This is a genomic window from Virgisporangium aurantiacum, from assembly GCF_016863635.1.
GTDB lineage: Bacteria > Actinomycetota > Actinomycetes > Mycobacteriales > Micromonosporaceae > Virgisporangium > Virgisporangium aurantiacum.
This window is the reverse complement of record NZ_BOPG01000025.1, coordinates 118,794-141,101: the sequence shown is the minus strand read 5'-3', so window position 1 is coordinate 141,101 and position 22,308 is coordinate 118,794. Positions and strand designations below refer to the sequence as shown.

The 22,308-nt window shown below is 72.9% G+C and carries 27 protein-coding genes; 10 read left to right on the top strand and 17 right to left on the bottom strand.

What is annotated here, in order from left to right; translation table 11 throughout:
- Positions 1 to 28: 28 nt before the first annotated feature.
- Positions 29 to 1,219 (bottom strand): S8 family peptidase, encoded by a 1,191-nt coding sequence (locus tag Vau01_RS21085; protein ID WP_203995500.1) that lies wholly within the window; start codon positions 1,217 to 1,219, stop codon positions 29 to 31.
- Between the two features lie 386 nt (positions 1,220 to 1,605).
- Here Vau01_RS21085 and Vau01_RS21080 point away from each other — a divergent pair, with 386 nt between their 5' ends.
- Positions 1,606 to 3,975 carry a CHAT domain-containing protein gene (locus tag Vau01_RS21080; protein WP_239151749.1) on the top strand — a complete coding sequence of 790 codons (2,370 nt, stop codon included), beginning with the start codon at positions 1,606 to 1,608 and terminating at the stop codon, positions 3,973 to 3,975.
- A gap of 34 nt (positions 3,976 to 4,009) precedes the next feature.
- On the opposite strand, the gene Vau01_RS21075 is transcribed toward Vau01_RS21080, so the two are convergent.
- On the bottom strand, positions 4,010 to 4,834 hold the full coding sequence (locus Vau01_RS21075) for a hypothetical protein (protein ID WP_203995499.1): 825 nt from the start codon (positions 4,832 to 4,834) through the stop codon (positions 4,010 to 4,012).
- Between Vau01_RS21075 and Vau01_RS21070 the strand changes: the two genes are divergently transcribed.
- Positions 4,835 to 5,962, top strand: a complete 1,128-nt coding sequence (locus Vau01_RS21070; RefSeq protein ID WP_203995497.1) for a right-handed parallel beta-helix repeat-containing protein — start codon at positions 4,835 to 4,837, stop codon at positions 5,960 to 5,962. It abuts the gene before it with no gap.
- Positions 5,963 to 6,048: 86 nt separating this feature from the next.
- On the opposite strand, the gene Vau01_RS21065 is transcribed toward Vau01_RS21070, so the two are convergent.
- Together Vau01_RS21065 and Vau01_RS21060 are read right to left on the bottom strand one after the other, a co-directional pair.
- Complete coding sequence (locus tag Vau01_RS21065; protein ID WP_203995494.1) at positions 6,049 to 7,044, bottom strand: ABC-2 membrane transporter-related protein; 996 nt, start codon at positions 7,042 to 7,044, stop codon at positions 6,049 to 6,051.
- Positions 7,044 to 7,907 (bottom strand): ABC transporter ATP-binding protein, encoded by an 864-nt coding sequence (locus tag Vau01_RS21060; protein ID WP_203995493.1) that lies wholly within the window; start codon positions 7,905 to 7,907, stop codon positions 7,044 to 7,046. Before Vau01_RS21060 ends, Vau01_RS21065 begins: the two co-directional genes overlap by 1 nt.
- Before the next feature lie 125 nt (positions 7,908 to 8,032).
- Here Vau01_RS21060 and Vau01_RS21055 point away from each other — a divergent pair, with 125 nt between their 5' ends.
- Both Vau01_RS21055 and Vau01_RS21050 read left to right on the top strand, forming a co-directional pair.
- Entirely contained in the window at positions 8,033 to 8,686 is a 654-nt protein-coding gene (locus Vau01_RS21055) for a response regulator transcription factor (RefSeq protein WP_203995491.1), read from the top strand.
- 1 nt (position 8,687) lies between these two features.
- Complete coding sequence (locus Vau01_RS21050) at positions 8,688 to 9,782, top strand: sensor histidine kinase (RefSeq protein ID WP_239151740.1); 1,095 nt, start codon at positions 8,688 to 8,690, stop codon at positions 9,780 to 9,782.
- 13 nt (positions 9,783 to 9,795) lie between these two features.
- Here the strand turns inward: Vau01_RS21050 and Vau01_RS21045 are convergent, their stop codons facing one another.
- Together Vau01_RS21045 and Vau01_RS21040 are read right to left on the bottom strand one after the other, a co-directional pair.
- Positions 9,796 to 10,575: a phosphotransferase gene (locus Vau01_RS21045; protein ID WP_203995489.1), complete on the bottom strand. Its 780-nt coding sequence runs from the start codon at positions 10,573 to 10,575 to the stop codon at positions 9,796 to 9,798.
- A 4-nt stretch (positions 10,576 to 10,579) separates the two neighbouring features.
- Entirely contained in the window at positions 10,580 to 11,188 is a 609-nt protein-coding gene (locus Vau01_RS21040) for a hypothetical protein (RefSeq protein ID WP_203995486.1), read from the bottom strand.
- 278 nt (positions 11,189 to 11,466) lie between these two features.
- Between Vau01_RS21040 and Vau01_RS21035 the strand changes: the two genes are divergently transcribed.
- Both Vau01_RS21035 and Vau01_RS21030 read left to right on the top strand, forming a co-directional pair.
- Entirely contained in the window at positions 11,467 to 12,063 is a 597-nt protein-coding gene (locus Vau01_RS21035; protein ID WP_203995485.1) for a GrpB family protein, read from the top strand.
- Between the two features lie 23 nt (positions 12,064 to 12,086).
- Positions 12,087 to 13,022, top strand: a complete 936-nt coding sequence (locus Vau01_RS21030) for a prenyltransferase/squalene oxidase repeat-containing protein (protein ID WP_203995484.1) — start codon at positions 12,087 to 12,089, stop codon at positions 13,020 to 13,022.
- Here Vau01_RS21030 and Vau01_RS21025 read toward each other — a convergent pair.
- From Vau01_RS21025 to soxR, 5 genes are read right to left on the bottom strand one after another with little or no spacing between them, the layout of a single operon-like run.
- The gene (locus Vau01_RS21025; RefSeq protein ID WP_239151739.1) at positions 13,019 to 13,402 is read right to left on the bottom strand and encodes a hypothetical protein; all 384 of its coding nucleotides are present in this window, start codon (positions 13,400 to 13,402) and stop codon (positions 13,019 to 13,021) included. The two genes, Vau01_RS21030 and Vau01_RS21025, sit on opposite strands and share 4 nt — an antisense overlap.
- On the bottom strand, positions 13,402 to 13,815 hold the full coding sequence (locus Vau01_RS21020; RefSeq protein WP_203995482.1) for a MarR family winged helix-turn-helix transcriptional regulator: 414 nt from the start codon (positions 13,813 to 13,815) through the stop codon (positions 13,402 to 13,404). The genes Vau01_RS21025 and Vau01_RS21020 overlap by 1 nt, the downstream gene beginning before the upstream one ends.
- A gap of 33 nt (positions 13,816 to 13,848) precedes the next feature.
- Positions 13,849 to 14,952 carry a DNA glycosylase AlkZ-like family protein gene (locus Vau01_RS21015; protein ID WP_239151738.1) on the bottom strand — a complete coding sequence of 368 codons (1,104 nt, stop codon included), beginning with the start codon at positions 14,950 to 14,952 and terminating at the stop codon, positions 13,849 to 13,851.
- Positions 14,930 to 15,514 (bottom strand): hypothetical protein, encoded by a 585-nt coding sequence (locus Vau01_RS21010; protein ID WP_203995477.1) that lies wholly within the window; start codon positions 15,512 to 15,514, stop codon positions 14,930 to 14,932. Before Vau01_RS21010 ends, Vau01_RS21015 begins: the two co-directional genes overlap by 23 nt.
- Positions 15,511 to 15,978 (bottom strand): redox-sensitive transcriptional activator SoxR, encoded by a 468-nt coding sequence (gene soxR, locus Vau01_RS21005; protein ID WP_203995475.1) that lies wholly within the window; start codon positions 15,976 to 15,978, stop codon positions 15,511 to 15,513. Before soxR ends, Vau01_RS21010 begins: the two co-directional genes overlap by 4 nt.
- Before the next feature lie 89 nt (positions 15,979 to 16,067).
- Here soxR and Vau01_RS21000 point away from each other — a divergent pair, with 89 nt between their 5' ends.
- A complete protein-coding gene (locus tag Vau01_RS21000; protein WP_203995473.1) occupies positions 16,068 to 16,943 on the top strand; it encodes an NmrA family NAD(P)-binding protein in 876 nt (291 codons plus the stop codon).
- Here Vau01_RS21000 and Vau01_RS20995 read toward each other — a convergent pair.
- Entirely contained in the window at positions 16,931 to 17,536 is a 606-nt protein-coding gene (locus tag Vau01_RS20995) for a TetR/AcrR family transcriptional regulator (protein WP_203995471.1), read from the bottom strand. The genes Vau01_RS21000 and Vau01_RS20995 overlap by 13 nt on opposite strands.
- 45 nt (positions 17,537 to 17,581) lie before the next feature.
- Between Vau01_RS20995 and Vau01_RS20990 the strand changes: the two genes are divergently transcribed.
- Positions 17,582 to 18,610, top strand: a complete 1,029-nt coding sequence (locus Vau01_RS20990; RefSeq protein ID WP_203995470.1) for an aldo/keto reductase — start codon at positions 17,582 to 17,584, stop codon at positions 18,608 to 18,610.
- Here Vau01_RS20990 and Vau01_RS20985 read toward each other — a convergent pair.
- The gene (locus Vau01_RS20985) at positions 18,583 to 19,134 is read right to left on the bottom strand and encodes a hypothetical protein (RefSeq protein ID WP_203995469.1); all 552 of its coding nucleotides are present in this window, start codon (positions 19,132 to 19,134) and stop codon (positions 18,583 to 18,585) included. The genes Vau01_RS20990 and Vau01_RS20985 overlap by 28 nt on opposite strands.
- A 199-nt stretch (positions 19,135 to 19,333) precedes the next feature.
- Here Vau01_RS20985 and Vau01_RS20980 point away from each other — a divergent pair, with 199 nt between their 5' ends.
- Positions 19,334 to 19,816 (top strand): DUF1877 family protein, encoded by a 483-nt coding sequence (locus Vau01_RS20980; RefSeq protein ID WP_203995467.1) that lies wholly within the window; start codon positions 19,334 to 19,336, stop codon positions 19,814 to 19,816.
- Positions 19,817 to 19,857: 41 nt separating this feature from the next.
- Here the strand turns inward: Vau01_RS20980 and Vau01_RS20975 are convergent, their stop codons facing one another.
- From Vau01_RS20975 to Vau01_RS20965, 3 genes are read right to left on the bottom strand one after another with little or no spacing between them, the layout of a single operon-like run.
- A complete protein-coding gene (locus Vau01_RS20975) occupies positions 19,858 to 20,304 on the bottom strand; it encodes a hypothetical protein (RefSeq protein ID WP_203995465.1) in 447 nt (148 codons plus the stop codon).
- A 34-nt stretch (positions 20,305 to 20,338) separates the two neighbouring features.
- Complete coding sequence (locus Vau01_RS20970; RefSeq protein ID WP_203995464.1) at positions 20,339 to 20,713, bottom strand: hypothetical protein; 375 nt, start codon at positions 20,711 to 20,713, stop codon at positions 20,339 to 20,341.
- A gap of 9 nt (positions 20,714 to 20,722) precedes the next feature.
- Entirely contained in the window at positions 20,723 to 21,214 is a 492-nt protein-coding gene (locus tag Vau01_RS20965) for a MarR family winged helix-turn-helix transcriptional regulator (RefSeq protein ID WP_203995463.1), read from the bottom strand.
- 49 nt (positions 21,215 to 21,263) lie between these two features.
- Between Vau01_RS20965 and Vau01_RS20960 the strand changes: the two genes are divergently transcribed.
- Positions 21,264 to 21,743, top strand: coding sequence for a cupin domain-containing protein (locus Vau01_RS20960; protein ID WP_203995462.1), 480 nt, complete (start codon positions 21,264 to 21,266; stop codon positions 21,741 to 21,743).
- On the opposite strand, the gene Vau01_RS20955 is transcribed toward Vau01_RS20960, so the two are convergent.
- Positions 21,732 to 22,304 carry a helix-turn-helix domain-containing protein gene (locus tag Vau01_RS20955; protein ID WP_203995461.1) on the bottom strand — a complete coding sequence of 191 codons (573 nt, stop codon included), beginning with the start codon at positions 22,302 to 22,304 and terminating at the stop codon, positions 21,732 to 21,734. The two genes, Vau01_RS20960 and Vau01_RS20955, sit on opposite strands and share 12 nt — an antisense overlap.
- Between the last annotated feature and the right edge of the window lie 4 nt (positions 22,305 to 22,308).

Here is a 22,308-nt window from a genome sequence, read left to right as displayed (position 1 = left end):
CTGCCCGCGCCGCCCCCGCTCGCGGCGATCACGGCAGGCGGATCTGGTGGTCGGGCCCCGCCTCGTCCGCTCTGGCCCGGACCCGGGCGAGCGCCGCCGTGGCCGAACCGCCCCGGCCCAGCTCCTCGGCGATCGCGGCCGCCACCACCGGTGCCGCGAACGACGTGCCGCTCCAGGTAGCCCAGCCCGACGCGAACTCGTCGTGGTGGATGTAGGTGCTGGTGACGTCCTGGCCCGGCGCGAGCATCGACACCCACGGGCCGGTGTTGCTCCACTCGCACAGCTTGTCGCCGTCGTGGGCCGCGACGGCGGCGACCTGGGCGCTCCAGGCGTCGCCGGTGCCGGTGAACGCGGCCGGCCAGAACGGGTCGGCGACGTTGCCGTCGTTGCCCGCCGCCGCGACGACGACCCGGTCGCGGCCGGCCAGCGCCCGCCGCATCGCCCAGCGCAGGATGACCGGCGGCCGGTCGTCGACCGTGAACCCGCCCAGCGACAGGTTCACGATCCGGGTGTCGGCCGGCAACCGCGTCAGCGCGACGGCCAGTTTCGCCTCGTCGCAGACGCCGAACGTGTCCAGCACCTTCACCACGCTGACCCGCGCCCGCGTGGTGTTGGCGAGGATCACGCCCGCGATGAAGTTGGCGTGGCCCACGTCGCCGTCGAGCACGCCGTCGCGGTCGACGTCCGTCTCGGTCTCCCGGTCGCTCGGCTGCTCGCACGCGGCGGCGATCGGGCTGTCGGTCCACAGTCCGGTGTCGATGACGACCACCGGCGGCTGGTCGGGTGTGGGTCGCTGGCCGGGCAGGGCCGCGGCGACCGCCGGCACCGGCGGGCCGAACGGGCCGCCCTGGTAGATCGGGGCGCTCAGGAAGACGTGGTTGACGCCGACGGTCTGGTCGTCGGTGGTGGAGCCGGGGCGCAGCTGCGCCAGCCGTTGGCGGACCCGGCGCACCGTGCCCGGCGCGTCCAGCCCGGCGACCTTCAACCGGCGCACGCCGCCGACCACCTCGTCCTCGCCGACCTGGCTCCGGTCGTGGCCGTCGGCGGCGAGGGTGTCCTGGGCGTGCCCGACGAGGTCGTCGGCGACGAGCAGTTCGTCGGCGGCGTACCAGGCGCGCTTGCCGTGCGGTGTGGTGACCGACCGCAGCCGGCCCTGCCGGGCCAGCCGCTGTTCCCGGCGCGACCGCCAGTTCTCGAATCGGACATCGGAGGCTGGCATGGGTACCTCCCGGTGGGAAGTGATGGGGATTCGTGTCACGGGTCCAGATGTCGCCGAACCTCCACTGATCCGGCCGATACCCGACAGTGTTCGCCGTTGACACACTCGGTCGCGTGGACGAGGCCCTGGCCGAATCGAAGTCCGTCGACCCGGCGGAGGCGCTGCGGCTCGCGACCGCCGACCCCGTGCGCGCACGGGTCCTCGCCCAGCGCGCCCTGCGGGCCGCCCGGCGCGCCGGTGACCCCGACGGCGAGTCGGTCGCCGACCGGGCGCTGGGCCTGGTCGCCCGGGAACTGCACGACGCGGCCCGGGCCCTGCGGCACCTGCGCCGCGCGATCGCCGTCGCCGACCGCGCCGGGCTCGCGGTGCGGCGGGCCGAGGCACAGATGAGCCTCGCGTTCGTCCTCGACGAGGCCGGCAACCCGGCCGAGGCGCTGCGCGAACTGGACACCGCGCTGGCCGCGCTGTCCGGCCTGGGCGCGGCGCGGGCGCGCATGCAGCGGGCGATCATCCTGGACCGGCTGGGCCGCTCGGCCGAGGCGCTCGACGGTTACACCGGCTCCCTCGCGGTGTTCCGCCGCACCGGCGACCGGCTGTGGCAGGCGCGGGCGCTCTCCAACCGCGGCATCTTCCACGCCTACCGGGGCGCGATCCGCCAGGCGTACGCCGACCTGCGCGCGGCCGAGGAACTGCACACGGAACTCGGCCAGCCGCACGCCGTCGCCCAGGTGCGGCACAACCTGGGCTTCGCCGCCGCCCGCGCCGGCGACGTGCCGACGGCGCTGCGCTTCTACGACCTCGCCGACGAGTACTTCGCCCGGGCCGGCCGCCCGCCCACCGCCCTGATCGACCGCGGCGAGCTGCTGCTGCGGGCGCGGCTGCTGGCCGAGGCGCGGCAGGTCACCCGGGCCGCGCTGGAGACGGCGACCGCCGGCCGGATGGCGCTGTACGAGGCGCACGCGCGGCTGATGCTGGCCGAGATCGCGCTGGCGACCGGCGACCGGGCCGCCGCCGGCGACCTGAGCGCCGCCGCGACGCGCGCCTTCGTCCGCCAGGGCCGCCCCGGGTGGGCCGCCCTCGCCCGGTACTGCGCTCTGCGCGCCGCCGATCCCGGCCCGGCGGCGGTGCGTCTCGCGGGGCGGATCGCGGATCAGTTGACCGACGCGGGCTGGCCGGCGGCGGCGCTGGACGCCCGCCTCTACGTCGCCCGGCTGGCGGCCGGCCGTCCCGCCGCCGCGGCCGCGCTGCGCCAGGTGCGGGCGACGGGCCGGCGCGGACCGGCCGAGTTGCGGGCCCGGGCCTGGCACGCCGAGGCGTTGCTGCGGGCGGACGCCGGCGACCGGGCCGGTGCGCGGCGCGCGCTGCGGGCCGGAATCGACGTCCTGGACCGGTACCGGGCCGCGCTCGGCGCGACCGAACTGCGCAGCCTCGCGTCCAGTTACGCGGTCGACTTGGCCGCGAGCGGCCTGCGCCTGGCGCTGAGCGCCGGACGCCCGAAGCCGGTCCTCTGGTGGGCCGAGCGGTGCCGGGCCGCGTCCCTGCGCACGCCGCCGACGCGGCCGCCGGACGAGGCCGCGCTGGCCGCCGACCTGGCCGAGTTGCGGCACGTCGTCGCGGCGGTGGACGAGCACGCCGGCGAACCCGCGCGGGTGGCTGGGCTGCTGCGGCAGCAGCGCGCGCTGGAGGACCGGGTCCGCCGCCGCAGCTGGCACGCCACCGGCGCCGGCGGCCCGACAGACGGGACCGGCGACCTGACCGAACTGTCCACTGTGCTCGGTGACGCGACGCTCGTGGAGCTCGTCGAGCTCGACGGGTCCCTGATCGCCGTGGTGGTGACCGGGAACCGGTACCACTGGCAGGATCTCGGCCCGGCCGGCGCCGTCACCGACGAGTTGGAGGCGTTGCGGTTCGCGCTCGTGCGCGTGGTGCGCCGGCACGGGTCGCCGGCCTCGCTACGGGCCGCCGAGGCGGCGGCGCGGCACGCGATCCAGCGGCTCGACCGGGCGGTGTTCGATCCGGTCCGGCACCGGCTCGGCACCGGCCCGCTCGTCGTGGTGCCGGTGGGCGCGCTGCACGCCCTCCCGTGGGCCTTCCTGCCGACGTGCCAGGGCCGGCCGGTGACCGTCGCGCCGTCCGCGGCGGTGTGGCTGACGGCGCGGCGCCCGGCGGCGGCACCGCCCACGGGACGGCCGGTGCTGGTCGCGGGGCCGGGGCTGGCCCACGCGGAGGACGAGGTGTGTGAGCTCGCCGGTCACCTCGCATCGGCCGACGTCTACGTCGGCGCGGCCGCGACCGTCGACCGGGTGGTGCGGTCGCTGCCCGGCGCCCCACTGGCGCACCTGGCCACGCACGGCCGGTTCCGCGCCGACAACCCGATGTTCTCGTACCTGCGGCTGGCCGACGGCCGGCTCACCGTCTACGACCTTGAGGGACTGGCCCGGCCTCCGGCGACCGTGGTGCTGTCGGCGTGCGAGTCCGGCCTGTCGGCCGTGCGTCCCGGCGAGGAACTGATGGGGCTGACGGCGGCGCTGCTGGGAACCGGCACCGGCGACGTCCTCGCGAGCGTGCTCCCGGTCCACGACGGCACCGCGCCGCGCCTGATGCTGCACCTGCACCGCCTCCTGGCCGAGGGGGTCGGCCCGGCGGGCGCCCTGTCGCGGGCCCAGGCCGAGCTCGGCGTGCACCCGGACGGTCCGCTGGACGCGGCCGCGGTGACGGCCGCCGCCGTCGTGTGCTTCGGCGCCGGCTGGACCTGAGGCCGGTTTCCGGGCGCCCGCCGCCCGCCTCCGATCAGGCCAACAGCGAGTCCGCGAACACCAGCGTGCGCGGCCGCCGGGCCACCCGGTCGACGCCGGTGACGTTCGCCGCGGTCTTCGCGAAGTACTCGAACTTGTCGAGGAACTCGACGTGCCGCGACCCCCGGAAGACCACGATGTTGTCGATCGTCGACTGGTCACCGCCGGCGAGGGTGAGGAACAGGTAGCCGGCCAGGACGTAGTCGCGCTGCTCGAGGTCGAGCCCCGCCTCGAGCGTGCCGCCGCCGGTGCGGGGAACCTCGGTCTCCAGCATCGAATTCGGTGCGAACGGCATCGGGTACGGCTTGTAGCGGGCTTCCATCTTGCGCTCCAGCAGGACGACGCCGGTCGCGTCGAGGCGGCCGCCGGTGGTCATGAAGGTCAGCAGGGTCTTCGCGCGGTCGTGGTCGGCGGTCAGGGAACCGTCGAGGTGCTGGTGCGACTCGCCCACCAGCGTCACGCAGATCGCGCCGGCGGTGCCGACCTGCTTGGCGTAGACCTTCTCGACCTCGGTCGCGATGCCGTCGGCGTCACGACGGTTGGCGCCGACCTTGATGCGGGCGGCGGCCTGCACCGGTCCGGTCGGAACGTTGGTCGCGGTGGGCAGCATTTCCTTGATGATCGTCAGCACGGCGTCGCGGACCTCGCTGTTGCCGAAGCCGACCGCGCCGCCGCGAAGATTCCCGACACCCGGCGTGCCGTTGCGTAGTTCCTTGATGCGGGCGGCGAGCTTCTGCGGGGCCGCCCGCCGGTGATCCCGACTGTCGGATCGTTTCCGTATGATGCAGCGACGAAGATCGATATACGGGGAGAGGGTCACGTGCGGAACATCGGATATCTACTGGTGGTGGCGGCTGGGTTGGCGGCGGCCACGCTGACGGCGTCACCTGTTCGCGCCGCGACGGTGCAGACCGTCTACATGAACGCGGCGGGTGACGACGCGGGCGACGGCGCGACGCCCGCCACGGCGGTCGCGAGCCTCGTGCGGGTGCAGCAGCTCGTCGCCGCCGGCCCGGCCGACCTGGACGTCGAGGTGCGCATCCACGCCGGAACCTATGTGGCGCAGGGCATCACGTGGCAGACGTACCGGCCGGGTCACACGATCACGTTCCTGCCCGACGACTACGAGTACGGCGAGGGCGTCGGCGGCATCGCCGCGCTGCCGGTGTTCCAGAACAAGCGGGCCAGCGGATCCGGCCGCTACATCACCGGGTCGTGGTTCATGGCCTGCCCGGGCGCTGCCGGGCAGCCGCTCGCCGACGGCGGCACGTCCGGGCTGCGGTTCTACTACCTGCGGGTGGAGTACTACGCCAACGCCGCCCTGTCGTTGGACGGCTCGGCCGGCTCGTGCGGCGGCGGGTACCAGCGGTCCTCCGCGCCCGGACTGCCGTCGGCGCGCGGGCTCGACGGAAACACCGTCTTCGGGATGCGGTTCACGAAGATCGGCAACGCCTACACCGGCGGCGCGTGCGACGACCCCGACTTCCAGCGGTGCGGCTACGGCGGGATCGTGCTCACCGAGTCGTCGAACAACCGCATCGAGAACAACCACTTCGTCGACCTGCGCAACTCCGAGCACAGCTACATCCACGCGATCTACGTGACGCACAAGAGCTCGAACGAGCTCGAACAACCGCTTCGCCGGCAACCAGGTGACGGGCGTCAGCAGCGAGCCGATCAAGGTGCGCGACGGCAGCGACTTCAACTCGTTCGAGAACAACACGTTCGGCGCCAACGGGTTCGTGCGGTCCTCGCCGTCGATGGTCCACTACCGCGAAGAGGTCAACGAGGCCGCCGACGAGTGCTCGTCGTACCACAACCGGTTCGCCGGCAACGACCTCGGCACCTACCTCATCGGCAGCAGCGCCAACCTGCCGGTCTGGGTGATCACCCCGGCCGGCGCGACGTACAAGGGAGCGCCGGTGTGCCCGGCGCTCCCGTCCGGTGAGGTCCGCCTCGTCACGGCGAACAACACCTACTGACGCGTGCTGACCGCGCGCCGCCCCGCGTCGGCGCGCGGTCAGCGGTCAGCGGTCAGACCTTCCGGCGGAGCCACCAGAAGCCGAACGCCGCCAGCAGCGCGGACACCGTCACGTACAGGGACAGTTCGATCCACTGGAACGGCCAGTAGCGGCTGCCCGGGTGGTAGGTGTGCGAGAAGTGCAGGTTCGCGGCGACCGTGCAGGCCTCGTTCTCCTCCCGGCTGCCGGCCGCCATGCACTTCCGCGCGTCCTCGGATCCGTACGCCGAGCCGTCGGCCTTCAACAGCTGGGCCTCGGTGGACAGCGACCACCCGCCGGGGATGGAGTACCCCTGCAGGAACATGCCGCCGCTCTCGCGGAGGCTGATCCCGTCGATCCGGTCGAAGACGGACGCGTCGACCGTCACGGTCGTGGTGACCGGCGGCATCAGGTGCTGCCGCACCACCGACGGGATCAGGACCTGCACCACCGCGAACACGGCAAGGGTGATCGCCATCGCCGGAACGGTCCTCCGCACCACCATCCCGACGACGGTCCCGAGCACGAACGCGAACAGCCCGTACGCCATCGGGACGATGTTGCGCGCGTCGAAGCTCGACGCCGCGAACCGGTCGGCGAGCACGTAGTCGTAGCGGCTGGCGCTCCACGTCAGCAGGAGGCTGAACAGGCCCGTCACCGCCACGGCGGCCAGCGCGATGCCGCCGAGCTTGACCGCCAACCACCGGGCGCGGGTGACGCTCTGGTTCCACACCAGCCGGTCGGTGTGCTCCTCCAGTTCCCGGGTCACCAGCGGCGCGCCCCAGAAGATCCCGATGAGCCCCGGCACGGCGATCAGCACGAAGCCGAGCAGGATGTACATGTCGCCGAAGTCGTTCTGGAACTGCTGGGTCACCAGGCGGCAGGTGTCCGGCGTGCAGCCCACGATCTTGGTGTCGTAGAAGTCCCGGCTGGCCAGGCCGAGATAGACGAGGTACGCCGCGAACAGCGCCAGGGCACCCGCCGCCACGATGGACTGCGCGCGGAACTGCCGCCAGGTCAGCCAGATCATCAGTGCACCCCCGCCGTCGACATCGCGGCCCGGGTCAGGTACGCGAGCACGAGATCCTCCAGATCGACCGGTTCGGCGCCGGGCTTCGGCCCGCCCGCCCGCACCACCACCGTCGACTCGTCCCGGGTCTGTTCCTCGTGGATCAGCTCGGCGCCGGCGGCCAGCCGGTGCGTCTCGCCGGGCGCGCCGGTGATCCGGTGGTGGTCGGCGAGCAGGTCGGCGACGTCGCCCGCGATCTGCACCCGGGCGTCGGCGAGCACGATCAGGTGGTCGCAGACCTGCTCCAGGTCACCGAGCAGATGCGACGACAGCACGACGCTCACCTGCAACTCGTCGACGAAGTCCAGCAGATCCTGCAGGAACGCCCGCCGGGCCAGCGGGTCGAGCGAGGCGACCGGCTCGTCGAGCAGCAGCAGGTCGGCCCGCTTCGCCGCGGCCACGGTCAGCGCGAGCTGCGCCCGCTGGCCGCCGGACAGCGTTCCGGCCTTCTGCCCGGGGTCCAGGTTCCGCTGCCGGATGCGCCGCTCCGCCAGCGCGTTGTCCCACCGCGGGTTGAGCCGGGCGCCGAGCCGCAGGTGCTCGGCGACCGTGAGCCGCTGGTAGACCGGCGCGTCCTGCGCCACGAAGCCCACCCGGGCGAGCTGCTCGGCGCTGGTGGCCGGCTGCCGGCCGAGCACCTCGATGCTCCCGCCGGTCGGCGCGATCATGCCGCACACCAGGCCGAGCAGGGTCGACTTGCCGGCGCCGTTCGGGCCGACCAGCCCGACGATCCGGCCGGCCGGTACGGACAGGGTGCAATCGTCCAACGCGAGCTTGCGCCGGTAGCGCTTGCTCAGCCCGTTGGTATGGATGACCGGGGTCATCGCGTCCTCCCAAGGTTGTGATGTCGGGAGATTTCTATGCCTCGGACGGTCACAGCACGGTCCGCGCCGTTGTGACCGGACTGTGACGGGCCGGCCGATAATCTTCACCAGGGGGAGGTGGCCGCATGCGGGTGCTCGTGGTCGAGGACCAACCTGACCTGGCCAACTCCGTGGCACGGGTGCTGCGGCGCGAGGGCATGGCCGTCGACGTCGCGTACGACGGGGGAGCGGCGCTGGAACGCGCCACGGTGGTCGAGTACGACGTCGTCGTCCTCGACCGCGACCTGCCGGTGGTGCACGGCGACCAGGTGTGCCGGGCGCTGATCGACCAGGGCGCGACCACCCGGATCCTCATGCTGACCGCGTCCGGCACCATCGCCGAACGGGTCGAGGGGCTCGGCCTCGGCGCCGACGACTACCTGCCGAAGCCGTTCGCCTACGCCGAACTCGTGGCCCGGATCCGGGCCGTCGGCCGGCGCGTACGGCCGGCGACCCCGCCGGTGCTGGTCCACGGCGACCTGCGGCTCGACCCGGCGCAGCGCACCGCCACCCGGGCCGGGTCGCGGCTACCGCTGAGCCCGAAGGAGTTCGCCGTGCTGGAGTACCTGTTGAGCTGCGACAGCCGGGTCGTGTCGGCCGAGGAACTGCTCGACCGGGTGTGGGACGAGGCGGCCGATCCGTTCACCACCACGGTGAAGGCGACGGTGAACCGGCTGCGGTCCAAGCTCGGCGACCCGCCGCTCATCGAGACCGTGCCCCGCGCCGGATACCGGATCTGACGTGCAGCACCCGCTCCGGTTCCGGTTGACGCTGCTGTACTGCCTCGTGTCGGTGGTGTCCAGCCTGGTGCTGCTCGTGATCATGGCCCTGCTGGCCAGTGGCGGGTTGCCGGACCGGATCATGAAGCAGGACGTGCCGGCCCCGGACGGGTTCACGCCGATGATCCAACCGGTGCCGCGGGGCGGCGAGTTCTCGGCCGAGATGCTGATCCTGCCGGGGCTCGCGCTCGCGATCCTGGCCGTCCTCTCGCTGCTGCTCGGCTGGCTGATCGCCGGTCGCATGCTGCGCCCGGTGCTGACGATGACCGAACGCCTGCACCGCATCTCCGAGCGCACGGTGCACGAGCGGCTGGCCCTGCCCGGCCCGCGCAACGAGCTGAAGGACCTCGCCGACACCGTCGACGAACTGCTCGGCCGGCTGGAGACCGCGCTCGACGCGCACAAACGCTTCGTCGCCAACGCCGCCCACGAACTGCGGACCCCGCTGACCATCGAACGCGCCCTCCTGGAGGAGCCGCTCATCGATCCGGACGCCGACCTCGCGTCGTTCCGGGCCAACTTCGAGCGGCTGCTCGTCGTCAGCGAACGGCGTGGCCAGCTGCTCGAATCGTTGCTGACGTTGACGAGCAGCGAGCACGCCCGCGCCCCCGACGGCTGGGTCGACCTCGGCAAGCTGATCGAACAGGCCCTGCACGACCGGGAACCCGACGTCGAGCGGCGCGGCCTCCGCGTGGTGCGCACGCTCCGTCCGCAGCGGATCACCGGTGACGAGGTGCTGCTGGCCCGGTTGCTGGCGAACCTCTGCGACAACGCCATCCACTACAACGTCCCCGGCGGCACCGTCGAGATCGGCGTGCGCCGCAAGGTCGGCCAGGTGGTGCTGTCGGTGGCCAACACCGGCCAGGTGGTGCCGCCGGCCCAGGTCGACCGGCTGTTCGAGCCGTTCCAGCGGCTGCAACGCACCGCCGACGACGGTCACCACGGCCTGGGCCTGTCGATCGTCCGGGCGATCGCGACCGCACACGGTGCCGGCGTCAGCGCGCACGCGCGTCCCGGCGGAGGTCTTGCGATCCACGTGGCGTTCCCCGCGGTGTAGCCGCGCCCCGCGATCACATCGCGTTGTCGAGGACGCGGCGGTTGCGGACGATCCACGCGCCGGCCCGGGCCCGCCACGCCATTCCCCACAGCGCGTCCGGATGGCTGGTGAGTTCCGGGGTGACACCGGCCTCGTCGGCCTGGCCGGCCGTGTCGCACACGACGAACTCGATGATGCGGTCGACGAACCCCCGCCGCCGTGCGGCCGGAAGCCCGTAGCCGTCGACGATCGCGCGCAGGTGCGCGGCGCGGTCCGCCAGCGGCGGCAACCCTTCCAGGCCGGCGACGACGTCGTCGTGGAGTTTGGCGTTGAGCCAGGCGGCCTGCGCCAGTTCGACGATCGGGTCGACCGGTCCGGCGGTCTCCCAGTCGATGAGCGCGACCGGCAATCCGCCGCGGGCCACGATGTTCCACGGCGCCACGTCGCAGTGCCCGATCACCCGGTGCGGCCCGCCGAGGTCGCGGCCGTGCCACGGGAACCACACCGCGCCCGGCGGCGGCTCGTAGTCGGCGGTGGCGTCGTGCAGGTCCCTGAGCAGCGCGCCGACGCCCGCGGCCCCGTCGAGGCTCCACGGACCGGGCTGGGTGAAGGTGCCCTCGATGAAGGTGAGCGTCTCCCGGCCACGGTCCATGCCGGTGCCGACGAGGCGCGGCGCACCGGCGAAGTCCTTGCCTTCCAGGTGACGCAGGAGCGTGTGCACGGCCGGCGTCCACGGCCCGGCGTCCCGGACCACCACGTCGCCCCGGCGGTGGACGCTCGTCCGCCCACCGCCGGTCAGCTCGTTTTCCGCCATGCGCCTACTTCAGCACGAGCGTCATCGTGTTGTTCGGCCCGGACAGGAGCAGCGACAGCAACGGCGTCAGCACGCCGCAGCGGGTGAACGACGGGATCGTGTACGTACCCTGGGTGGTGATCGGCTGGAAGATGTCGACCGGGGTCGTGTTCCGCAGGGTCAGCGTGGTCGCCCGGCTGGTCCGGCAGCCCTTCGGGACGAGGTTGATGCCCGGTGCGGCGTCGAGGTGCACGTTGGTCACCTCGAGGACGAACGTCGTGGTCGTCGTCAGCTTCGACGCGGCGAGGTCGATCGTGCCGGTGAGCGGACCCGTCGACACCACCTTCACCGTCGACGTGACCCCGATCAGGCTGGCCAGGTTGAGTTTCGCGGTGAGCGGCGCCAGGGCGGCGCTGCCGGTGAGCGTCTTGGTGTCGAGGTCCACCTGGGTCTTCACGACCGACGTCGGAACGGCGACGTCGACGTTCGGCTTGGCCAGGTGGGTGGTGCCGGTGACATTGTTGAAGTCGACCGCGATCGGCGCGGCCTGCGCGGCGGCCGGCACCGCGACAGCGGTGACGGCACCGAGCACGGCGGCCGCGGCGAGCATGGTGGATCGGCGCAGTGGACCCACGATTCCTCCTGAAGGGCGTGGTGTCGCGACGGGACGGGGTGGGCGGACGTCCGGGTGGTGCGCAGGCCTGCGGAGTGTGCGTCGCCGAGGTTACCTAAAAGTAACTTACGACGGAAGCCCTTCGGTACCGCCAAGTACCGCTCGTCCCACGCGGCCGGCCTCGACACCGCCCAGCTCGCCCTCGCCTACCCGCGCCTGTGGGAACTGTTCGGCGACCACTGGCGGGAGCCGCCGTAAGACCGTAGGCTCGCCGACTTTGCTCCGATCGGGAGGTCGAGTTGGAACAGTTTCCGCCGGAGGTGCGCGAGCGCTTCCACGCCAACCCCGAACAGCTGGGCGCCGGGTTGGTCGGCGAGCCGCCGGAACGGTGGGCGGCCATCGTCATCGAAGAATACGACCCGGGCTGGGCCGATCGGTTCGCCGCGGCCGCGGCGCACCTCACGGCCCACATCGGACGCGGGGTGCACGCGATCGAGCACGTCGGCTCGACCGCGGTGCCGGGCCTCGCGGCCAAGCCCATCATCGACATCGACCTGCTCCTCGACGACACCGCCGACGAGTCCCGGTACCTGCCGGCGCTGGAGGGGATCGGCTACCGCCTGGTGCTCCGCGAACCGTGGTGGTACGGCCACCGGATGCTCGTCAGCGAGACCGCCGACGTCAACCTGCACGTCTGGCCGCACGACGCGCCGGAACCCGTCCGCCACAAGCTTTTCCGTGACTGGCTGCGCGAGCATCCCGACGACCGCGACCGGTACGCGGCAGCCAAGCGGCGGATCGCGGGGGAGACCGTCGACCGGCCGGGCGATTACAGCCTGGCGAAGAACGACGTCATCGACCGCATCTACGACCGCATCTTCGCGGCCCATCGGTAGGCGGCCATCGGTAGTCTGCGGCGATGGACGTCGTCGACTGGCTGCTCGACTCGGATCCCGCCATCCGGTGGCAGGTGCTGCGTGACCTGGCCGACGCGTCGCCCGACGCGGTCGCCGCCGAGCGGGCCCGCGTCGAGCACGAGGGCTGGGGTGCCCGGCTCCTCGCCCTCGAGGATCCGGACGGACAGTGGGACGGCGGCAGCCTGTTCCCGGCGGACCACCCGCGCGACGAGCCGGGCCAGCCGTGGACGACGACGATGCACGTCCTGCAGACGCTGCAGATCCTCGGCCTCGACCCGGCGTGCGGGCCGGCCCGCCGGGCGGTCGCGCTCATCGGCGCGAACGCGACGTGGGACCACGACGGCCAGCGCTACTTCGACGGCGAGGTCGAGCCGTGCATCAACGGACGCACCGTCGAGGCCGGCGCCTACTTCGGGGTGGACATCGCGCCGATCGTCGACCGGCTCCTCGCCGAGCGCCTGCCCGACGGCGGCTGGAACTGCGAGGCGGAGTTCGGGTCGGTCCGGTCCTCGTTCGACACGACGCTGTGCGTGCTCGACGGCCTGCTCGAATACGAGCGGACGGTGGGCGCGTCCGACGATCTCCGCACGGCCCGCCGTAGCGGGGAGGAGTACCTGCTGGAGCGCGCCCTGTTCCGCCGCCGCAGCACCGGCGCGGTCGTCGACGAGGCCTACCTCGACTTCGCGTTCCCGTACTACTGGCACTACGACGTGCTGCGCGCGCTCGACCACTTCCGCCGCGCGGGCGGGCCGCGGGATCCCCGCCTGGCGGACGCGGTCGACCTCGTGCGAGCCAAGCAGCAGCCCGACGGGCGCTGGCAGCTCGACCGCGTGCACCCCGGCCGCGTCCACTTCCCGTTCGACGCCGGGGTGGGGGAGCCGAGCCGCTGGAACACCCTCCGGGCACTGCGGGTCCTCCGCTGGTGGGACGGAGCCTAACCGGGGATGGGTCGGAGATCCGGCTCGACCCAGCCCGCCTTCGCCTCCGGCGCGGCGAGCGTCGACGACCGGTAGAACCGGGTCAGCAGCCGCTTGTCGAGCAGCGCCGGGTTGCCGTCGACGAACGCGTCGAAGTCGTCGCCGGTGTGTTCGGCCGCGTGGTAGCCGACGAGCTCGACCCACGCCCGGCTGACCGTCGCGTGGTACTTCTGCGGCGCGCCGGCGTACCGGGCGGTGCGCCGGATGCCGTCGCTGACCAGCGTGACCGCCGCACCGGTGCCGTACCGGCGCACGGCGAGCCAGGTCAGGTGGATGTGCTGCCGGTGTCCGAACCGGTCGGCCGTCGACATCACCTCGGCCAGCAGGTCGTCGAAGGCCATCACTCCACCTCCGCCAGGGCGCGCAGCACCGCACGGGCGCCGTCGAGGGTGCCGGCCGGCAGGTCGGCGAGCGCCCGCCGTTCCAGGTCGTCCATGGCCCGCCGGACCTGCGTGGCGGCCTTCACCCCGTCCCGCGTCAGTTGGACGACGACGGCCCGGCGGTCGCCCGGGCGCGCCGCCCGGGTGATCAGGCCGCGGCCCTCCAGCCGGTCGAGGACGCCCGTCATCGTCGCCGGTTTCGTGCCGACCGCGGTGCCGAGCTCCGAGACGGTGCGCGCGGTGCCGTCGGCGAGGTTGCCGAGCGCGTTGATGTCCGACGCGGCGAGCCCGAGCCCGGCCAGGTCGGCGGCCAACCGCTGCAGCGTGGCGTGTGTCGCCCGCTGCAGCTCAAGTATTACGGATCCGTTCTTCACGGATCCAGAATATACGGATCCGAAATAACGGCGCTACGGCATTGTCGGTTTCAGGCCGAGGAACGTCGCCAGCGACCGGATCTCGCGGTCGACCGCGGAGGTCATCGCCTTCGTGAACGGGACGTCGCGGTGGACGGCGTCGACGCGCAGCACCCCGGCCGGGCGGTCGGCGGTGGCGTCGACCTTGCCGACGAGGCGGTCGCCGTAGAGGATCGGCAGCGCGTAGTAGCCCCAGCGGCGCTTGGCGGCCGGCTTGTACATCTCCAGCTGGTAGTCGAACTCGAAGATCTCGACCATCCGCTTGCGGTCGTACACCAACCGGTCGATGGGCGACAGCAGCGCGGCCCGCCCGGCGAACGGCTGGTCGAGCTGTGCGGGGTCGACCCGCCAGGTGCCCTTCACCCCGTCGACGACGGCGGGCTCGCCGACCTTGCCGACGTCCTGCGGTTCGATCGGGCACTCCGGCCCGCGCTCGCGGGCGATGCCCAGCGACCGCAGGCGCCGCTCGGCCCGGGTCACCGCCGCCTCGGCGGCGGGCACCACGTCGTCGTCGGGATAGGCGCGCTCGGCGAGGTCCCACAGGCGGTCCCGGCCGCCCTGCCGACCGACCACCGCGACTTCGCCGCGGACCTCCATGAACTCCAGCATTTTCAACACGTTGCGGTTGTTGGTCCAGCCGCTGGACCGCCAGGACACCTCGCACGTGTCCGGGATCTCCCGCGCCGGCAGGGGACCGTCGGTGCGCAGCAGGCTGAGGATGTCGAGCCGGCAGCCCCGGTTGGCGGCCACCCAGTTCCGGTTCGACTCGCGCCAGCCGCCCAGCATCCCGTTGCGCTCGTCCCAGGCGGCCATGTCGGCCCGGTACAGCGCGATGTCCTCGGCCGGCCGGATCAGCGCCTGCAACTCCACGAGCGCCTGGTTGCCCAGCGCCGCCTCCAGGTCCTTCGGCGAGTACGCCGCGCCGAGCCGGCTCCACGCCACCAGGTCGGCGCTGGGCGCCACGGCCTGGGTGAGGTCGACCTGCAGCAGGGTCAGCTGCCGCACCAGGTCGAGCAGGCCGGCCGGCCGCTCCCTGCTCAGGTACTGCGCCCGGACCGCGATCCGGCGGGCCTGCTCACGACTCAGCAGATGGGTCACCACCGGAGAGTAGTCCGGGCCAGCTGTAGGCGAACGTCAACGAGAACGTGCGGGCGATCCAGTCGCTGCTGGATTCCCCGGCGCCGGGCCCGGCTTCGGCGATGGTGTCGCGGACGGCGGCCAGGTCGTCGGAGACGTCGCGCGCGCCGGTCAACGTGCCGTCGGTGAACGTGAGCTCGTGCGCCTCGGCGTACATCCACGCCGGCCAGAACCCCATGTTGAGGTACGGGGTGCCGTCGACGTCGCCGCGGCCGACGAGCATGCGTCCGGTGAACGGGACCGGCAGGCCGAGGTCGCGGTAGCGCCAGTCGTAGCGACCGGCCCGGGGTTCGGCGCCCGCCAGCGGGGGTGGCGGGTCGTCGGTGGCCAGGTCGAGCCGGTCGAGCAGCAGTTGCCGGTAGCGGAGACGGTAGCGGCAGACCGTGCCGCGCCAGCACGCCGTGCTCGCCGGGCGCGGGGTCAGGCCGTGTTCGGCCGGGTCGAAGCCGCCGACGCCCTCGGCCGCGGTCAGCGCGAACAGCCGTCCCCGATACCGGAGCTCGTCCGGGATCTGGGCGCTCACGTCTCCACCGCCGGCGCCGGCAGGCGGCGGGCGCCCGGGCCGTCGCGGCCCAGGACGTCGCGGGGGTTGGTGAGGTGACAGACCCGCAGGGACAGGCAGCCGCAGCCGATGCAGTCGGTCAGGTCGTCGCGGAGCGCCTGCAGGTGGGCGATGCGCGCGTCGAGTTCGGAGCGCCAGGTCGCCGACAGGCTGGCCCAGTCGTCGCGGGTCGGCGTGCGTTCGCTCGGCAGCCGGTCGAGCGCCGCGCGGATCGTCGCCAGCGAGATGCCGACGTGCTGCGAGGCCCGGATGAACGCGACCCGGCGCAGCGTGTCGCGGCTGTACCGGCGCTGGTTGCTCGCCGTGCGGGTGCTGCGGATGAGGCCGTTGCGCTCGTAGAAGTGCAGGGCGGAGACGGCGACGCCGCTGCGGTCGGCGACCTGGCCGACGGTGAGTTCGTGGAACGTGGTGCGGGCCCTCGGCATGCGTCGACCCTAGCGCTTGACCTCAACAGAGGTTGAGGCCAGAGAATCGTCTGCCTTGCACGTTGTCCACCTCTATCAAGGAGTTGTGTATGGCCACGGTTCTCGTCATCGGAGCCACCGGCAGGCAGGGCGGCGCCGTCGCCGACCTGCTGCTCGACCGCGGGCACGAGGTCACCGCGTACGTGCGGTCGCCGGAGTCGCCGCGGGCGCTGGCGTTGTCGCGGGCCGGCGTCCGGCTCGTCGCCGGCGAGCTGGTCGACACCGCGGCGCTCGGGGCGGCGGCGAAGGGCGTCGACGCGGTCTTCGGGCTGTCGGTTCCGTTCGGCGACACCGGGCAGGACGGGGAGATCGCCCAGGGACGATCGATCGTGGACGCGGCGGCGCTGGCCGGCGCACACCTCGTCCACTCGTCCGTGCGCGGCGCGGACCGCGACGTTTCGACGGACATCGGCCACGCCGACAGCAAGCAGGTCATCGAGGCGTATCTCCGCGGGCGCGACGTCCGGGCGACCGTCCTCGGGCCCGTGTACTTCATGGAGAACGCGCTCAACCTCGGGTTCAGCCGCCTCGGCGACGGCGTGCTGGCCAACCCGCTCACCGCCGGCAAGCCGCTCGACCAGGTGACCGTGCGCGACATCGCCGGCCTCGCCGTGCACGCGATCGAGCACCCGGACCGGTTCGTCGGCGAGCGGATCGACGTGGCGTCGGACCGGGTGACGGGCGAGCAGGCGGCCCGGATCCTGAGCGACGTGCTCGGCCGTGCCGTCCCGTACGTCCAACTGCCACTCGACCAGGTGCGGCAGTGGGCCGGCGACGAGATCGCCGACATGTTCCAGCGGTTCGAGGAGAACACCGACTTCCTCGACGTCGCGGGCCTGCGCGCCCGGTATCCCGAGGTGGCCTGGCACAGCTACGGGGACTGGGCCCGCACGGTCGACTGGGAGCGCGTCCTTCAGGGCGTGTAGAGGATGCGGGTCCACGCGTGGAGCAGCGTGTCGACGAGCGTCTCCGGGTCGTCGAAGGGCGGCACGTCGGCGGCGGCGAGGTAGTACAGCCGCTCGCCCAGCCAGGTCAGTGACGCGGCGACGGCCGGGATGTCCCGGCCGTCGAGCCGACCCACGAGTTCGGGATCGGCCCGGATGCGGGCGACGGTGGCGTCGGTGAACGTCTGCATCTGGTCGTGCCACAGCCGGCGGAGCTGGTCGTCGGTGCCCTGGTTGTCGACGATCGCGACGAGGACGCCCGCGTTGGCGCGCCACAGCGCGGCGCCGGCCTCGATGCCCAGCCGCAGCGCGTCGACCGGGTCGGTCACCGTCGCGATCCACGGCCGGGCCGCCTCCTGCCCACCGCTGACCGCACGCCGGACGAGCTCGGCCAGCACGGCCTGCTTGTTCGGGAAGTAGAAGTAGAAGCTCGCCCGGGAGACGCCGGCCGCCGCGATGATGTCGGCCACGCTGAGCGCGTCGAAACGGCGCCCGTCGAGCAGCTGCCGGGTGGCGTCGAGGACGCGTTCGCGGAGGTCGGCGTCTCCCGGGCGGGCACCACGCGGATCCGGCATGGCGCTCACCATACACTGTGTATGGACGCGGTGTATGGTCGACGCATGAGATACCGGACGCTGGGCACCAGCGGGCTGCGCGTGTCCGACCTGATCCTCGGCGCGATGACGTTCGGGGAGCAGGGCGGCGTCGGCGCGCCCATCGACGAGTGCCGACGCATCCTCGACGCCTACGCCGAGGCGGGCGGCAACACGATCGACACCGCCATCAACTACCGCGACGGCGCCAGCGAGGAGTTCCTCGGTGAGCTGCTCGCCGGTCGCCGGGACTCCTTCGTCCTCGGCAGCAAGTACACCGTCTCCCGCAACCGCGCCGATCCGAACGCGGCGGGCAACGCCCGCAAGAACCTGCGGGCCTCCCTCGAGACCAGCCTCCGCCGGCTGCGCACCGACCACCTGGACCTGTACTGGGTACACATGTGGGACCGCGCCACGCCGATCGAGGAGACCATGCGCGCCCTCGACGACGCCGTACGCGCCGGCAAGATCCTCTACGTCGGCGTCTCCGACACCCCCGCCTGGGTCGTGTCCCGGGCCAACACGATGGCGGCGCTGCGCGACTGGAGCCCGTTCGTCGCCCTCCAGGTGCCGTACAACCTGCTGCAGCGCGACGTCGAACGGGACCTGCTCCCGATGGCCGAGGCGCTCGGCCTCGGCGTCACCGTCTGGAGCCCGCTGGCCGGCGGGGTGCTGTCCGGCAAGTACAGCGGCGGCGGGGCGGCGCCGGCCGGGGTCCGGCTCGACCCGGGTTCGGTCGACGCGCGGGCGCACGCCGTCGCGCGGGCGGTGCGGGAGATCGCCGACGAGCGGGCCGTGACACCGGCCCGGGTGGCGATCGCCTGGACCATGACCCGCTCGCCGGCGATCCACCCGATCGTCGGTGCCCGCCGCGTCGACCAACTGCGCGACAACCTCGGTGCCCTCGCCGTCGACCTCGCGCCGGAGGAGTGCGCGCGGCTGGAGGCGGCGGCCCCGTTCGAGGCCGGTTTCCCGACCGACTTCATCGCGCAGACGTCGGGCTGGGTGTTCGGTGCCGCGCAGGTCTCTCAGGCGGCGCCGTCGACGATGCGGTAGTTGCCGCGCACGATCATGAAGTCGGGCGTGGCCTGGCCGTTCCAGCCGCAGCCGGGGTCGGCGGTCTTGCCGGGGGAGAAGTTCAGCCGGTCCGGGGTCTCGCCCGGGCGGCCGTTGCCGTTGTCCTCGACGCCGATCACGAGGTAGCTGCCCCTGGTCCACGCGTTCGCGGTGCGGCGCGGCCCGCCGGACAGGTCGATCTTCCCGGTCAGGAACGCGACGTTGCCGTCGACCGAGAGGCAGGTCGAGCGGCCGATGGCGTAGGTGCCGTCCGGGTAGGTGATCGTGAACGCGCCGGCCGCGCCCCAGCGGGTGCCGGCCGCGGCCAGGTAGGCGGTGGGCGTGCCGAAGTCGCCGAGGGTGCCGAGGCCGGTGAGCTGGTCGCCCGGGGTCACCGGCGCGGAACTCGACGCCGCGGCCGACCCGGACGGTGCCGGATCGGTGGCCGCGGCCTGGCCGGCGGCGGCCGGTGCGACCGCCGTGAGCGTGGCGGCGAGGGCGGTGACGATGAGTGCTCTGCGCATGTGGCGTGTCCTCGGGTGACGGGAATGGGGAGCGGGTCCCCGTCGCGATCGGGAACAACAGAGGAATTTCTACCGTCTCGCAACCGGGTCGGCCCATGGGCCGACCGGACCCGCCTTTCGCGGATCACCCGACACGGTGCGGCTGCCGGTGACCGTGGTTCCACCGGGGCGGCGTCACCGGTCCGTAGGATCGCAAGACATGTTGGGTGTGCACTTCGCGATCACCGCGAAGCAGGAACGGGCGCTGCTGGCCGCCGACGGCGACGACGACGCGGTCGGCGAGATCGTCGAGGAACTCGAGGAGTCGTGGGACGACGACCGGTTGACGGTCGACACCGACAAGGCGTGGGACGCGATGCACCGCTGCCTCACCGACGGCACGCTGTACCCGGACGCGGGTGAGTACCCGCTGAACCACACCGTCCTCGGTGGACGGCACCTGCACGAGGACTGCTACGTGGTGCACGTCGGCGCGTCCGAGGTGCGTGACGTGGCCGTGGCGCTGCGCGGCATCGACCAGGCCTGGCTGCGCACCCGGTTCGACGCGATCGACGATCCCGAGTACGTCGGCGCCGGCGACGACGAGGACTTCACGTACACCTGGGAGAACTTCGTCGACGTCCGCGACTTCTACGGCCGGGCGGCCGCCGCCGGCCGAGCGGTGATCTTCACGGCCACCTGAGAGGGTGGGCTCCGGCGGGCCTGCCACCGTACGCGTCGTGACTACACGGGCGGAATGGTCGAGCGGCCGCCGGGTGCGCCGTAGAACCACAGCGTCCCGGCGGGTGGTTCCGGAAGGGTTCCCCGGATGAGGTCCGCCAGCGCGTGGCCGAGTTCGGCAACCGGTTCCGGGTCGTCGGGTTCGCCGCCGCGGTGCCGCAGGCGCTCGGCGGCCTCCTCCAGCAGGCGGGCGAACTCGTCGTGGTGGTGGGCGTCCAGTTCGTCGGTGAGGTCGAAGTACAGGTCGCTGACCGTGGCCTGCACCCGCAGGTCCTCCACGTGGGTGGCCCACCACGCCGGCTGCCGCTCCGTCGGCAACCGTTCCACCGTGCCGATCACCTCGCCCAGCAGCAGCGACAACGCCCTGTCGTAGACCCAGATCTCGCGCTCCGGATCCGGACGATCGGGCACATGACCCCCGTAGCACCCGACCGATCTGGTCCTGGTCATGACCCGATCGTGGCACGCGACGGCCGGACGGGCGTCAGCTTCGCCGCAGCGCCACCGTCACCGCCGAGACCACCGTCGTCGCCGCGGCCAGGCCGAGGAACACCAGCACCGCACCCACCACGAACAGGCCGGAGTCGTCGGTGGCGGCCGCCGTCGTGGTCCAGGCCGCGGTGAACGGCACGGTGATGGCCACGCAGGCAACGGGCGCGGTGACGCCCAGCAGGAGCGCGCCGACGAGCAGCACCAGCAACGTGACGCCGCACCCGATCACCTGCCACGCCTGGTAGGGGCCGCTGGCGGACTGCGTCACCGGATCGACGTCGTACTCCGTGTCCCAGCCCATCCACCCGAACCACGCCGCGGCCGACAACACGGCGACGGCCAGCCCACCGAGAACCTTCGATGCCATACGGAGAACCTACGGCGGCGGGGGACGCCACACCTGAGTCCCCGTACTCAGCAGGTGGGCGCGCAGCTTCTCCAGGTCGGCGCGCAGGTCCTTCGCGCGGCCGGCGCCGAGCCAGCCGGCGATCACCGCGTCCATCTCCGGCACCAGTTGCTGGGCGATCGCGACCACCTCGCGGCCGCGCGCGGTCGGCATGACGAGCTTGGCCCGGCGGTCGGCCGGGTCGGGCTCGCGGACGACGTATCCGTGCGTCTCCAGATGGGCGACCAGTTCCGCCATCGCCTGCTTGGTGACCTGTGCCCGTTCGGCGAGCGTGCTGACGGTGGTGCCGGTGTCGTCGAGGTACTGGAAGACGGCGCTGTGCGCGGCCCGCACCACGCCGTGCCCGCGTTCGGCGAGGCGGGCGAGCGCGCGGTCGTTCAGGGCCACGAAGACCTCGCGCAGGAGGACGGCGAGATTGTCCGGCCGGGGCCGGCCGTCGGTGATCGGCGTGCGACGCGACATCGGACTCCGTCCTTGACAATGGACAAGCTGCCTGTCTACTTTCGGAGACATGGACAAGCTACCTGTCGATCGGGCCGGATGCGAGCGGCTGCTCATGGGAACCGACGAGATCACCATCCTGGCCGGCTCCGACGAGACCGGCGGCGCGCTGTTCGCCGTCGAGATCACGATGCATCCGGGCGGCGGCCCGCCGGTCATGCACCGCCACGCGCCCGGCGAGATCTACCGCGTGCTCGACGGCGAGTTCACGTTCTACATCGACGAGGGCGATGCGGGTGTGCGCCGCGTGACCGCCCGGGCGGGCGACGCCGTCCCGCTGGCCGGCAACGTGCCGCACGCGGTCCGCAACGAGTCCGACCGGCCGGCCGTCGCGTTCTCCGTGCACGCGCCGGGCGCGCCGATGGAGGGCTTCAGCCGCGCGGTGGCGGCGGCCGCCGCTGCCGGCCCGCCCGACATGGCGACCGTGCTGGAGATCGCGTCGCGCAACGGCATCGAGCTCCTCGGTCCGATCCCGGCACTACGGGGCTGAGCCCGGCCCGAGGTGGGTCCGCTCGCCGTCGTGGTCGAGGATGCAGAGGATCTCGGCCGGGCCGCCGGTGACGCCGAACGCGTGCGGCACCATCGTCGAGAACTCGGCGGCCTCGCCGGCGCGGACCAGGATGGTGCGCTCGGCCAGGCGGAGCACGACGGTGCCGGAGAGCACGGTGAACCAGTCGCGCCCCGGGTGCACCCGCAGGTCGGCGGGCACGGCGCGGGTCACCCGCAGTTTCGCCACGGTCATGCCCGCCGGTGCGCCCTCGCGCGACAGCAGCCAGGTGGTGATGCCGCGCGTCTCGTCGCGGTGCGGGCGGATCACCACGTCCTCGTCGCGGCCGGACTCGACGAGCTGGTCGAGCGTCGTGCCCAGCGCGCGCGCGATCGGGGCGAGCTGGTCGAGGGCGATCCGGCGGTGGCCGGTCTCGATCCGGCTGAGGGTGGACGGGCTGAGGTAGCTGCGCGCGGCGAGCTCGTCCAGCGACCAGTTGCGGGCCACCCGCAGGCTCCGGATGCGCTGGCGGACCAGCGAGTCGAGTTCGCCGTCTTGCGTCATACGC